This is a genomic window from Rhodobacteraceae bacterium LMO-JJ12, assembly GCA_021555075.1.
Taxonomy (GTDB): domain Bacteria; phylum Pseudomonadota; class Alphaproteobacteria; order Rhodobacterales; family Rhodobacteraceae; genus JAKGBX01.
This window is the reverse complement of the sequence record JAKGBX010000001.1, coordinates 824,584-836,119: the sequence shown is the minus strand read 5'-3', so window position 1 is coordinate 836,119 and position 11,536 is coordinate 824,584. Positions and strand designations below refer to the sequence as shown.

Here is an 11,536-nt window from a genome sequence, read left to right as displayed (position 1 = left end):
TCGAAACACCCATGACTCTTGAGTGATGCGCGCGTTTCGAATCCAGATTTTGTCTCAGCGAAAACCCGAAACTCCTGAAGGGGCAGACATGCCCAGATACGCACTTAAAATCGAATATCACGGCGCCCCGTTTGTCGGATGGCAACGGCAAACCGACCTGCACTCGGTTCAGGGGGCAATCGAAGCGGCGCTGGCCCGGCTAGAACCCGGCCCGCACAATGTGGTTGCCGCCGGACGCACCGATGCCGGGGTGCATGCGCTGGCCCAGGTGGCGCATTGTGACCTGCAAAAGAGCTGGAGTCCGTTTCGTCTGGTGGAAGCGTTGAACTATCATCTCAAGCCCGCGCCGGTGGCGATTCTGGATGCCGCAGAAGTGAGCGACGACTGGCACGCGCGGTTCTCGGCGCTTGAGCGGCGGTATTTCTTTCGCCTGCTGGTGCGTCGGCCGCCCGCGACCCACGACAAGGGGCTGGTCTGGCAGGTGAAGGCGCCGCTTGATCTTTTGGCCATGCAGGCCGGGGCCGCGCATCTGATCGGCAAGCATGATTTCACCACCTTCCGCTCAACCGTCTGTCAGGCCGAAAGCCCGGTGAAAACAATGGACGAGATCGCAATCACGCAAGTGGCGCATGACTTTGGCACCGAGTTCCAGTTCCGCTTGCGCGCGCGTTCATTCTTGCACAATCAAGTGCGCTCAATCGTTGGCACATTGGAGCGGGTTGGCGCGGGCAACTGGGCACCTGACGATGTGAAAACCGCGCTTGAAGCCAGAGATCGCGCCGCCTGTGGGCCGGTCAGCCCGCCGCAGGGGTTGTACCTGGCCGGAGTTGGGTATCCCGACGATCCGTTCGGCGCCGGTTGAGAGGCAAGAGCGGGGGCCAGCCCCCGCACCCCCGGGATATTTCAAGCAAGATGAAAGGGGCGCGCCGTTGCGCTTCAGCTTTCCCAAAATACTCAAATCCAATGCTTTCGATCCCTGCTGCCGTTTCAGGTTGAGCGCTGCCGCCAATCAAGCTTGTGGTTTCACGATCCTGTTGCGCAGGGTGCCGATCTTTTCGATTTCAAGCTCGAACACGTCGCCGGGCGCCAACCGCTTGCCGGTCTCCAACCCGCAGCCGGTGCCGACCGTTCCCGAGCCGATCACCTCGCCGGGATAGAGCGTTTCGGAGGCCGAGATATGGGCAAGGATAGCGGCGAAATCATGCTGCATGCTGGAGGAATTGCCACCGCCCCAACGCGCGCCGTTAACACGTACTTCCATGTCGAGCGCGACCGGATGGTCGACTTCGTCGGCGGTCAGTATCCAGGGGCCGAGGATATTGCCGGTGTCGAAATCCTTGCCTTTGGCCGGGCCGAGTTGACCGGGCATTTCGCGCATCTGGGCGTCGCGGGCAGAGACGTCGTTGAGGATGGTATAGCCGAAGATATGGTCAGCTGCGGCCTCGCGGGTGATGTCTTTGCCCTGCTTGCCGATCACGATGGCCAGTTCCAGTTCGAGATCGAGATGTTCGGCGTATCCGGGCCAGATCACATCCTGCCCATGGCCGATAAAGCTCATCCGGTTGCCCTTGTAATAGATCGGCTGATCGTACCAGACCGGGGGCAATTGCGGCTCGGGCTGGCCGAACGCCTTGAGGCAGTTGAAGAGATGATCCTCAAACACCAGACAATCGCGGTATTGCACCGGCATGAGCGGCGGCAGGAATGTTACATCCTCCATGCGCAGCGTGGTGCGTTTACTGACGCGGCGCAGCAGGTGTTCGGCCTGCTCAAGCCCGTAGTCGCCCTCGTCGATCACCGCCTGCATATCCTTGAACGTATCGGTCTCGTAGCGGGCCATTTCCGCCGCGCGGTCAAGATCAAGCAACGTGTCGTCATCAAGCGGCGTGACCACCCGCTTGTGGCCTTCAAACAGAACAGTCCCCAGACGCATCTCGCTTACTCCTCGAATATGGCGACGGCGCGGGTAAACCCGGCGCTGGCGCCCTTGATCTTGTAGGGAAAGCACGAGATTTCAAAGCCGTCGCCCGGCAAGCTTTCGAGGTTCGACAGCTTTTCCATGTGGCAATAGCCGATCTCCATGCTGGCGCGGTGACCTTCCCAGATGATGCTGGCGTCATGGCTCTTGGCATAGGCCTGTGCTGTCAGCGGGAACGGCGCGTCCCAGCTCCACGCATCCGTGCCGGTGACGCGCACGCCGCGCTCCAAGAGATACATCGTCGCCGCGCGCCCCATGCCGCAGCCTTTGATCAGGTAATCTGGCTTGCCGTAATGATCCCCAGCGGAGGTGTTGATCACCACGATATCGAGCGGTTTGATCTCATGTCCGATGCGTTTGAGTTCAGCCTCGACATCCTCGGGCTGCACGATATAGCCATCGGCGAAATGGCGAAAATCAAGCTTCACGCCGGGGTTCATGCACCATTCCAGCGGCACCTCGTCGATGGTAATGGCGCGCTCGCCGTTACTCATGGTCGAGTGGTGGTGATAGGGCGCGTCAAGATGGGTGCCGTTGTGGGTAGCGATTGTCATCCGTTCGACCGCCCAGCCTTCGCCACCGGGAAGGTCTTCCTGTTTCAGACCCGGAAAAAAGCTCATCACCTGTTCGGCGGTCTGCGCGTGGGTCATATATTCAATCTCGGGCAGCATGATCGGCGGGTCCGAGATGATGCCGGTTTCCAGCGGCACCGAGATATCAACAAAACGTCTGGCCATGGGGGGCTCCTTCTGGTGAGTGATTGCAAACAGGGCAGCGCCCGATCCGGGGTGGGCGTGAAGCGCCCGCCCATGGGGCGGGTCGGGCGCTGCCCGGCGGTGCCGCCGGGCGTGGCGGATCATACTGGCATCGCGTCATATCAACCCCGTCGCAAGCACCGGAAACGCCAGCACAAGTGCGAGCACGAACAACATCAGCAAGGCAAAGGGCGCGGCACCGAGAAAGATGTCGCCCAGCGAAATGCCGGGGTCGTCCAGCGCCGATTTGATGACGAACACCGATATGCCAAAGGGCGGCGTCAACAACCCGATTTCGACCGCGATTACCGTGATTATGCCAAACCAGATCAGATCGACGCCCATGCCCGATATCACCGGCAGCATCAGCGGCACGAGGATCAGCATGATTGATGAACTGTCCAGAATCGCGCCCATCAGCACGACCAGCAGCACATAGGCCAGAATGACGCCCCAATAGCCGATCTCGGCATGGGCAACGAAATTGCCAAACTCGGCAGGCACGCCAGAGAGCGCCAGCATCCGTGAATACATCTGTGCGGCGATGATCAGAAATGAAATCGCCGCCGTGACCAATCCGGTATCCTGCAACACCTGCCAGAAGTCGGCCCACGAGAGCGAGCGTCGGATGATCCCGATGACAATCGCACCGAGACAGCCCACTGCCCCGGCCTCGATCGGGGTGAAGAAACCGCCATAGATACCGCCCAGAACCAGAGTGATCAGCGCGAAGATCGGCAAGCCCTTGGCCGCCACCTCGCCGAGGCTAAGCGGGTCTTCGCTCGGGTCCGAGATCCCCTCGCCCAGCCAGTGGGGACGCAAGACCGCCGTCAGCCAGATGCCAAAGCCAAAGGCCAGCGCCAGAAGCATGCCAGGCACGATCCCGGCGATGAAAAGATCGCCCACCGATTGCTCGGTCAGCAGGCCATAAAGGATCAGGAGAAGCGAAGGCGGAATCAGCATGCCGAGAACGGACGAGCCCGCGACCACCCCCACCGCGAAGCGCTTGTTATATCCGTGGCGGATCATTTCCGGCACCGCGATACGGGTAAAAACGGCAGCAGAGGCGATCGAGATGCCGGTGATCGCGGCGAAGATCGCGTTCGCCCCGACTGTGCCGATTCCCAGCCCGCCTTTGAGGCGGCGGAAAAGGTGGTTGGCCACATCAAACGCATCGCGCCCCATGCCCGTGACGCTGACCACATAGCCCATCAGCACGAACAGCGGCACGACGCCAAAGAAATAAGATGAGATCGTCTCTCCCGCCGCCAGCGCCAGCAATTTACCGGCCAAGAGCGGCGAGCCTTTTATGGCCCAGACGCCCACGTAAGAGCTGAGCATCAAGGCAAAAGGCACCCAGAACCCGGCATAGATCATCACCACCATGGCACCGAAACTCATCATGCCAATCTCAAACGGACTCATGATGCGCCCTTTCTGGTCAACCGCAGAAGGGCCCCCATTCCATGCAACACAAGCTGCACCAGAAGGGCGGCGCAACCGATGATGATGATCAGTTTCACGGGCCAGATCGGCGCGATAAAATCACCGATGGTGCCTTCATAGGTGCCGCGCTCCCATGCTTTGCGAAAGAGCGGCCAAGACGCCGTGATGATCTGCCAGACAAGCGCGATGGCGGCGAGGGAAAAGACCACTTCCAAAGCCTGCCGCGTCCGTGGGCTGCGCCGTTCCAACCCGCCCAGAAGCAGTTCGGTGCGCGTCATCCGGCCCATGCGAAAGGTCTGGGCGATTTGCAGGAAGACAATGGCGACAATCGACATCGAAACCATTTCTGGCACGCCGGAGATCGGTAGATCAAACGCACCGCGCCCGATCACATCGGCATTGACCAGAAGCATCACCGCCACGATCAAGAGCGTGCCCGCCACGTTCAGCCCCTGCGTGATCGCATCGACCCCGCGTCTGAGCGTGATGAACCATCCGGGCAACCCGGCTGTTGCTGTCTGCTCTGCCATCTGCCTCCCCCTCGTGGCTTGCCCCGGATCACGTCCGGGGCAAAGCTTTGCTCAAGCGATCATTCCTGATCCCAGTTGCGCACAGGTGTCGCACCGGCGGCGCGCATCGTGTCCATATAGGCCTTGAGAACGGCGGTCCCGGCCTTGCCTTCGCTATCAAGCTGCTTGGCCCAGAGCATGGCAACATTGTCCATGCCCGCGGCCCACTCCTCGCGAAACGCCTGATCCACTTCGCTCACGGTCGCGCCCTGTTCCTGCATCAGCCCAAGAAACTTGGTGACCGAAGCATCAAGGTCCTGCTGATAGGCCACGGCATCGGCCTGCGCCGCTGCTTTCAGCGCGGCCTGAACTTCGGGTGCAAGGCTGTCATACCAATCCTTGTTGGCGGCGATCCCGCCGGCATATTGCGCGCCAAAGCCGACCTTGGTGATATAGGGCGCCACCTCGTGCAGCTTGCCCGGAAGCGCGGCGCTGGCAAAAACGATCACACCGTCATAAACGCCAGTCTTGATCTCGTTGTAATAGGTGGTCAGGTTGCCTGAAACGCCCACCGCGCCAGTGCCTTTGAGCCAGTTCACCGCCGGACCGGGGGCCGCGATCTTGTGGCCGTTGAGATCGGCAATGGAATTGACCGGGAATGTGGTCATCAACAGATAGTCATCAATCCCGATGCCGCCGCCAAGATACTCCAAACCATTTTCCGCCCAAGCCGCCTTCATGTCGGTATTGCTCTCCTGAAGCTTGTCCATCCAGCCCGAAACGGCAGTGGAATCGCTTGATACGAAAGGCGTGAAATAGGTCACGTTCTGCACAGAGAGCTTGGCCGGATCAAACAGCGACGACACCAGCCCGATCTCGGCCAACCCTTCTTCGACCGCTTCCAACTCATCGCCGACCTTGGCCAATGATCCGCCATATTGTTCGGACCAGTTGATCTTGTAATCCGTCCCTTCCAGCGCGGCATCGACCGCGGGAATAAAGGTCTGATTGGCATGTTTCACCCAGCGGAAAACCGGTGGATGCCCGGCCACAACTGTGACCGAGATATCTTCGGCCATGGCCATCGGCGCACCGAGCAGCCCGCCCATGGATAGCGCGGCAACCGCCACGCCTTTTGCTACGAAATTCTTCATCTTAACTCCTCCCAAAGTTGCTTTATTCTGAAATCAACGCGCGGATCCCTCCGCAGATAAACGGCACAATCCGCGCCAACATCGCATCGGCATCACCATCATCACACAAGCCGCCCGACAGCCGCAGCGGGCGCCCGGTGCGCGCCATCATCGTCATGCCCACACCAATGGCGAACATATAGGCCCAGACCGCATCGCCCTGCCCCAACTCCGGCTCTGCCTCGCGCAGCGCGCTGATATAATCATGCGCAATCGGGTCGTAATACGTCTCGGTCAGGTCACGCGCCAAAGGGTCGTTGGAGTTGGCCATCGACACCAGGATGCGGGCAAAGCCGCCGCCATCCTCAGCCAGCTCGATACCGGCCTCGATGGTTGGGCGAAACAGAGCTTCAACCACCTCTTCAAGACGCACAACACCGCGCGCGCGCAACGCCGCCAACAGCGCGGCGCGTGCCTTGTTGATCTGGCTTGAGCGGCGCGCCACCACGCGCTCAAACAGCCGCGCCTTGTTGTCGAAATGATAATGGATCAACCCCTGCGCCACCCCGGCCCGCCGGGCAATCTCGCGCAGCGCCGCCCCGTCATAGCCCGACCCGGCAAAGACCTGCTCGGCCGCATCCAGTATGGCATCGAACCGCGCCCCTCCGGCCTCGGCTTCGCCCGTCTCGACCGCTCTGTCTGCCAAACCGTTTGCCAAATCGTCGTCCAACCTCAAATCCTGACTGATCGCTCAGTCAGGCTTATCCCGGCAGCGATTCGTGTCAACCCGCATCTTCATCTTGCCCGAAATATCCCGGGGGGTGCGGGGGGCTGGCCCCCCGCCTTTTGCCGTGGTGCGGGGGGCTGCCCCCCGCTTGTTACTGTGGTGAGGACGGGCCATCTCTTCATCGGCATTCATCTTCCCAGTGACTGCGGGAGCGATTGAATTCCCCTCCATTTTGCGCCATGATTGCGAAAAATATAACAAAGAGGTTCGGGCAGATGCGTATCCTCATCGCACTAACAGTTTGTCTCGCGCTTGCCGCGTGTGGCGGCTATCGCAAGGCCGGTCGCGATGTCGGCCAGACAACCGTGCGCGTGCCCGTCAAGGTCACCAACGGTACCAAGGTCGCCGCCCAGCCGTTGCGGCTGGCTTCGGGGCCGATCTCGAAAGCCTGCCTCGCCTCGGATCGCAAGGCGCGATCGCGCGAAAAATGCGGCTGCATTCAAGCCGTGGCCAATGATTCTCTGAACTCAAGCGATCAACGCCTCGCCGCCAGCTTCTATTCCGATCCGCATCGCGCCCAGGTGATCCGCCAATCCGACAACTCCGGCCACGAACGGTTCTGGCAGAGCTACAAGGCCTACGCCGAAGCTGCCGAAGCAACCTGCGGCTGACACTGCCATATCGCAACCGATCCAGTAGCGCGTGCTTGCAGTACAGCCGCCCGCGCGCAAAGCGGACAATTGCGCCCCCAAGACAGCCCACGGCGTCGCTCCACGCTCTCAGATTTCCAACTCGCCGCGCATCAGCCGGTAATGTAGCCAGATCGACGGTATGAAGAGCAAAAGCCACCCGGTCGACAGCCAGAGCCAGACCAGCCCAGGCCACCACAGGATCGCCACTACCAACCCGACACCGCCCGACACGCGCATCGCCGTGGCGCGTGGCAAGAAGCGCTGCAAGATCAACTGCAACAGCCGCCCGCCATCCAGCGGAAGCACCGGCAGAATGTTGAAGGCAAAGAACATCAGGTTGAGCCAGGAAAACAACGACAGGTAATGGCTGAGATAGCCGCCGCCCAGGCCATTGTCCCAGACCCAATCCGTCACCAACGTGGTAACCGCCCAGAGTGCGAGGTTCACCAGCGGCCCCATCGCCACGATGAATTCCTGCTGATGGGGGGTGGCAGGGAGTTCCTGTTCACAAAACCCGCCGCCGCCATGCAACACGATGCGGCGCACGTCTATGCCTTGCACCCGACAGGCCCAGGCATGGCCCAATTCGTGCAGATAGATGATGGCAAAGATCATCGCCAGCATGATCGCCAGCCAAATCGGATCGGCGCCAGCGCTCAGCGACACGCCCCCCAGGATCAACACCAGAAAGGCCAGCGTCTGGCCGATCTCGACAGGAACGCCAAAGATGCCTTGGAAACGCAAGATGATAGGGCCAGTCTGCAACATGGCGCCACATTCAGACAAAACCCCAAGCCAAAGCAAGCCGCAAAGCGTGCAAGACATTGCGCGACAACGAGGCGGGGCAGCTGGCCATTGCCGCATTTTTCAATTCAGAAAGCGCGCGGCAGGCTATAGGGTTGATACCTCTGCTCACAGCCTGAGGGATTGCCCGATGCGCGTCTTTCATCAAACACCTGCCAGACTCGTGCTGATCGTGCTCGGCCTGCTCGCCACGATCGCCAGCACACCGACCCGCGCGCAATCGGACTCCCCGCAAACGCCACCAGCCTCAAGTTGTGTGATGGACCATTGGGGCCGCTTTCTGACACCGGGCGCGCAGGAGGTCGAATTGATCGAGCGAATCCAACTGCCCGAGGGCGAGGTTCTGGCCTTCCGCCTTGCGCCATTCACCGGGGATTTTGCCAAGCTTTTCGTGTTGATGCTGGATGACAGCAATTGTTTTACCAAGGCGGCGCTGATCGGCTCGTATGCCCGCACGCAAGCGTTTCACGCCGAAAAGGCACGCGCCGAAGGCAAGCCCGTCACCCGGCTCTATCACGCCGATCTCTATGACGGGGACCGCCATTCGACACTGGGCCTGCGCGAAGGCGACGCGCCAGACTACGACGATGTCAGAGACATGCTTCTTGAGGCTCTGAAATGAGCGAAAGGATCGTCATCCTCACCGGCGCGGGGGTTTCCGCCGAAAGCGGGCTGGGCACGTTTCGCGATGTCGACGGGCTGTGGACAAAATATGATCTGCGCGAGGTCGCCACCCCCGAAGGTTTCGCGCGCAACCCCGCAATGGTGCACGCGTTCTACAATGCGCGGCGCGAAAATTGCCGGGGCGCCGAGCCTAACGCAGCGCATGCCGCACTGGCACGGTTGCAGGCGCAGTATCCCGGCGAGGTGGTGATCGTGACCCAAAATGTCGACGATCTGCATGAACGCGGCGGGGCAACATCGGTCATTCACATGCATGGCGCGCTGAATTCGGCGCTCTGCGCGGCTTGCGGCCATCGCTGGCCCGCGCCCGAGACAATGCGCGCACAAGACCCCTGCCCCAGCTGCGCCGCCCCCGCCACGCGGCCCGATATCGTCTGGTTCGGCGAAATTCCCTATTGCATGGATGAGATCATGGCGGCGCTGGAAAGCTGCACGCTTTTCGCCGCCATCGGCACCAGCGGCGAGGTTTACCCTGCCGCCGGGTTTGTCGAGATTGCCGCGCAGGCGGGCGCGCATACGGTCGAGATCAATCTTGCGCCCTCCTCCGTCATTCCGGTGTTTGATGAAACCCGGTCCGGCCCGGCAACGCGCGCCGTGCCGGAGTGGGTCGAGTCCCTGCTCGGCGCGTGACGTGGCGAAAAGAAAACGGCGCGCAGGTTGCCCCGCGCGCCGGATTTTCGCCGCCATAGCAGAAGACGGGTCAGTCCGACCCGCCCGATGCGTGGGCGTCTCACATCTTGTGCTTCTTGTGCTTCATTGCGCCTTCCATCGGCTTGCGCTCAAGATCGACAGGGATTTCCACCGCGACATCACCGGCCTTTTCAAACACCAGCGTCACATTGACCATGTCGCCCTGGTTCAGCGGTTGTTTGAGGCCCATGAACATGACGTGCTTGCCGCCGCGCTGCAGCGCGATCATGCCATCAGCGGGAAGCTCGAAACCCTCCTCGACGTGCACCATCTTCATCACGCCATTGGCGTCTTCGGTATGGGTGTGCAGTTCGACCATCTTGGCGACATCCGATTTGACGTCGATCAGCCGGTCGGCCTGACCGGTCTCGTTGTGGATCATCATGAATGCCGCACCCGACGACGACATGCTCGCGCTGGCGCGTGCATAGGGGTCATCCACCTTGATGCCATCAGCGAAAAGTGGGGTGGCAAGAACGATAGCGGCAGCAGCCGCAGCAATACGAAGTTTGAAAGACATCGCGTCTCTCCTTGTTTTGAACATGGAAGTGAGGTGGGCGCGCCAGGGCGGCGCCCGGTCTTGTGAAAGGTTCGTCAGGCCCGGCCGGGTGGCCCCCGCGCCGAGGCATGCGGCACGTCAAGCGAAACCGCAGCGATACGGGCAGGCGGACGCAGCGCCAAGGCCCGCGTCAGCGGGCGCGCCACGGTCGGTGGCGGCACCTGCGCAACAGCAAAAAGCGAGGCCGCAAAATCGGGGCAGATATGGGGCGGGCCGACCGGTTGACCGGTCGCATCGACCAAGCGCACCGTCGGCCCCGATCCGGTGCAGAGCACGATTTCGCCAGCGGCATTGGGCATGCCCCGCGCCACGGCCATGCTCTGACCCGTCAGGGCCAGAAATAGCGCCAGAAAGACACCGAGATATGACCGGGTTTTGCGTGTCATCCGCCCTGATATACGCCGCCGCCCGGTCACAAGAAAGAGACAAATCGCCCCGCGTCGCGCAGCCATCCCGGTTGCGCGCCTGTTGGCCCAATCGGCTTCATTGCACCGAGCTCCATCGCTTACAGGGTCTTGCGCCACGCATGTTCGCGAAAGCGCGCAGGTCTTGGGGGCGCTGCCCCCAAACCCCCGGAATATTTGGAGCAAGATGAAAGACGCGCAGGCTTGTCTCCTTTCCTGAGCGGCAGGGTCTGGCGCGGCTCAACGTCTGAGCGGGATCGTGCCCAGTGGCCTTGTCTGCACGGGGCCGAAACGCGAGGCACGCTGTTGGGCGTCGCGCTCAACCGGAGCACGAGCAGGGGCAGGCGCTCAAATCCGCTGAAAATTCCGGGTCTCGCCACGCATATTCAATAGCCGCGTTCCCCGCTTTTGATAGAAGATAATATCCATCCAGTTCCCAGGGCCATAGCTGTCGGCTTGAAACGTCTGATCCGTGATGACACACAGCGCAACCTCAAGTCCCTTGAACTCGGCACGCTTCAGCCACCTCTGAACTTCGTCGCGACAGAGCCTGTCGCCATCGCCGCGTTGGAGTGTGGAAGGGTCTGGGCGTAGCACGCCGATCACCGCCGCGCGCCGGTCGGGCAGGAGAGAAGGCAGACGACAGATGATTGAGGGCTCTAACTCTGTTGCATCGACGCCTTGGGGATTTGGGGTGATGCAGTCGTCAGGAGTCTGCGCGGGCGCATTGGCAAAGGGGGCTTTGTATCGAGCAAAGAAATCGGCGATTTCAATGGCGTGCGCGTCGGGTGCCGGGGTGAATGCCGTGCCGTCGAATTCAAAGGCATAAGGCACGTAGGTGTCCGGGTCATTCCGATCGGTAAATGTAAACGCCATGCCGTGAAAGCTCAGCTTGTCGTCTTCAATAGTGCCGTTCCATTTGCGATGACCCATCAGGATTTCAGAGCCAGAGAAATGGCCGCTGACATTGTCGATGAAAGTCTGCACGACTTGCCCAAAAGAGCGCGGCGTGTCGTGCTTGCGCCCGCCGGGCAGAAGCTCGCCAAATACGGCGAATGTGACAAGGGCGATGATGGCAAACGTGGCCAGATAGATGGTTTTGACCGGATCGGGCAATTGCATGAGACCTCGTTTCAAGACTTAGGGCCAAAAAGC

The 11,536-nt window shown here is 61.0% G+C and carries 14 protein-coding genes; 4 read left to right on the top strand and 10 right to left on the bottom strand.

The window, feature by feature from the left end; all coding sequences use genetic code 11:
* Positions 1-88 precede the first annotated feature (88 nt).
* A complete protein-coding gene (truA, locus tag LZG00_03950) occupies positions 89-862 on the top strand; it encodes a tRNA pseudouridine(38-40) synthase TruA (GenBank protein ID MCF3593143.1) in 774 nt (257 codons plus the stop codon).
* Positions 863-1,009: 147 nt separating this feature from the next.
* On the opposite strand, the gene LZG00_03945 is transcribed toward truA, so the two are convergent.
* The 6 genes from LZG00_03945 to LZG00_03920 all read right to left on the bottom strand — a co-directional run bounded on the left by LZG00_03945 (position 1,010) and on the right by LZG00_03920 (position 6,551).
* On the bottom strand, positions 1,010-1,933 hold the full coding sequence (locus LZG00_03945; protein MCF3593142.1) for a fumarylacetoacetate hydrolase family protein: 924 nt from the start codon (positions 1,931-1,933) through the stop codon (positions 1,010-1,012).
* 5 nt (positions 1,934-1,938) lie between these two features.
* Positions 1,939-2,715 carry a cyclase family protein gene (locus LZG00_03940; protein ID MCF3593141.1) on the bottom strand — a complete coding sequence of 259 codons (777 nt, stop codon included), beginning with the start codon at positions 2,713-2,715 and terminating at the stop codon, positions 1,939-1,941.
* A 135-nt stretch (positions 2,716-2,850) separates the two neighbouring features.
* Positions 2,851-4,158 (bottom strand): TRAP transporter large permease, encoded by a 1,308-nt coding sequence (locus tag LZG00_03935; GenBank protein MCF3593140.1) that lies wholly within the window; start codon positions 4,156-4,158, stop codon positions 2,851-2,853.
* Positions 4,155-4,709: a TRAP transporter small permease subunit gene (locus LZG00_03930; GenBank protein ID MCF3593139.1), complete on the bottom strand. Its 555-nt coding sequence runs from the start codon at positions 4,707-4,709 to the stop codon at positions 4,155-4,157. The genes LZG00_03935 and LZG00_03930 overlap by 4 nt, the downstream gene beginning before the upstream one ends.
* Before the next feature lie 59 nt (positions 4,710-4,768).
* Positions 4,769-5,842 (bottom strand): C4-dicarboxylate TRAP transporter substrate-binding protein, encoded by a 1,074-nt coding sequence (locus LZG00_03925; protein ID MCF3593138.1) that lies wholly within the window; start codon positions 5,840-5,842, stop codon positions 4,769-4,771.
* A gap of 22 nt (positions 5,843-5,864) precedes the next feature.
* Positions 5,865-6,551, bottom strand: a complete 687-nt coding sequence (locus tag LZG00_03920) for a TetR family transcriptional regulator (protein ID MCF3593137.1) — start codon at positions 6,549-6,551, stop codon at positions 5,865-5,867.
* 272 nt (positions 6,552-6,823) lie between these two features.
* Here LZG00_03920 and LZG00_03915 point away from each other — a divergent pair, with 272 nt between their 5' ends.
* A complete protein-coding gene (locus LZG00_03915; protein MCF3593136.1) occupies positions 6,824-7,219 on the top strand; it encodes an arginine transporter in 396 nt (131 codons plus the stop codon).
* 108 nt (positions 7,220-7,327) lie between these two features.
* On the opposite strand, the gene LZG00_03910 is transcribed toward LZG00_03915, so the two are convergent.
* Positions 7,328-8,008, bottom strand: a complete 681-nt coding sequence (locus LZG00_03910; protein ID MCF3593135.1) for a site-2 protease family protein — start codon at positions 8,006-8,008, stop codon at positions 7,328-7,330.
* Between the two features lie 166 nt (positions 8,009-8,174).
* Here LZG00_03910 and LZG00_03905 point away from each other — a divergent pair, with 166 nt between their 5' ends.
* Complete coding sequence (locus tag LZG00_03905) at positions 8,175-8,666, top strand: hypothetical protein (GenBank protein ID MCF3593134.1); 492 nt, start codon at positions 8,175-8,177, stop codon at positions 8,664-8,666.
* Positions 8,663-9,358, top strand: a complete 696-nt coding sequence (locus LZG00_03900) for an NAD-dependent deacylase (protein MCF3593133.1) — start codon at positions 8,663-8,665, stop codon at positions 9,356-9,358. The genes LZG00_03905 and LZG00_03900 overlap by 4 nt, the downstream gene beginning before the upstream one ends.
* Before the next feature lie 100 nt (positions 9,359-9,458).
* Here the strand turns inward: LZG00_03900 and LZG00_03895 are convergent, their stop codons facing one another.
* The 3 genes from LZG00_03895 to LZG00_03885 all read right to left on the bottom strand — a co-directional run bounded on the left by LZG00_03895 (position 9,459) and on the right by LZG00_03885 (position 11,503).
* Positions 9,459-9,938, bottom strand: coding sequence for a copper chaperone PCu(A)C (locus tag LZG00_03895; protein ID MCF3593132.1), 480 nt, complete (start codon positions 9,936-9,938; stop codon positions 9,459-9,461).
* A gap of 74 nt (positions 9,939-10,012) precedes the next feature.
* The gene (locus tag LZG00_03890; GenBank protein ID MCF3593131.1) at positions 10,013-10,363 is read right to left on the bottom strand and encodes a hypothetical protein; all 351 of its coding nucleotides are present in this window, start codon (positions 10,361-10,363) and stop codon (positions 10,013-10,015) included.
* A gap of 366 nt (positions 10,364-10,729) precedes the next feature.
* On the bottom strand, positions 10,730-11,503 hold the full coding sequence (locus tag LZG00_03885; GenBank protein ID MCF3593130.1) for a hypothetical protein: 774 nt from the start codon (positions 11,501-11,503) through the stop codon (positions 10,730-10,732).
* Between the last annotated feature and the right edge of the window lie 33 nt (positions 11,504-11,536).

Coding starts and splice junctions, on each gene's coding strand:
- LZG00_03895 (MCF3593132.1), bottom strand. CDS start 9,938: ATGTCTTTCAAACTTCGTATTGCTGCGGCTGCTGCCGCTATCGTTCTT.
- LZG00_03935 (MCF3593140.1), bottom strand. CDS start 4,158: ATGAGTCCGTTTGAGATTGGCATGATGAGTTTCGGTGCCATGGTGGTG.
- LZG00_03915 (MCF3593136.1), top strand. CDS start 6,824: ATGCGTATCCTCATCGCACTAACAGTTTGTCTCGCGCTTGCCGCGTGT.
- LZG00_03890 (MCF3593131.1), bottom strand. CDS start 10,363: ATGACACGCAAAACCCGGTCATATCTCGGTGTCTTTCTGGCGCTATTT.
- LZG00_03885 (MCF3593130.1), bottom strand. CDS start 11,503: ATGCAATTGCCCGATCCGGTCAAAACCATCTATCTGGCCACGTTTGCC.
- LZG00_03930 (MCF3593139.1), bottom strand. CDS start 4,709: ATGGCAGAGCAGACAGCAACAGCCGGGTTGCCCGGATGGTTCATCACG.
- LZG00_03900 (MCF3593133.1), top strand. CDS start 8,663: ATGAGCGAAAGGATCGTCATCCTCACCGGCGCGGGGGTTTCCGCCGAA.
- LZG00_03925 (MCF3593138.1), bottom strand. CDS start 5,842: ATGAAGAATTTCGTAGCAAAAGGCGTGGCGGTTGCCGCGCTATCCATG.
- LZG00_03945 (MCF3593142.1), bottom strand. CDS start 1,933: ATGCGTCTGGGGACTGTTCTGTTTGAAGGCCACAAGCGGGTGGTCACG.
- LZG00_03940 (MCF3593141.1), bottom strand. CDS start 2,715: ATGGCCAGACGTTTTGTTGATATCTCGGTGCCGCTGGAAACCGGCATC.
- LZG00_03905 (MCF3593134.1), top strand. CDS start 8,175: ATGCGCGTCTTTCATCAAACACCTGCCAGACTCGTGCTGATCGTGCTC.
- LZG00_03910 (MCF3593135.1), bottom strand. CDS start 8,008: ATGTTGCAGACTGGCCCTATCATCTTGCGTTTCCAAGGCATCTTTGGC.
- truA (MCF3593143.1), top strand. CDS start 89: ATGCCCAGATACGCACTTAAAATCGAATATCACGGCGCCCCGTTTGTC.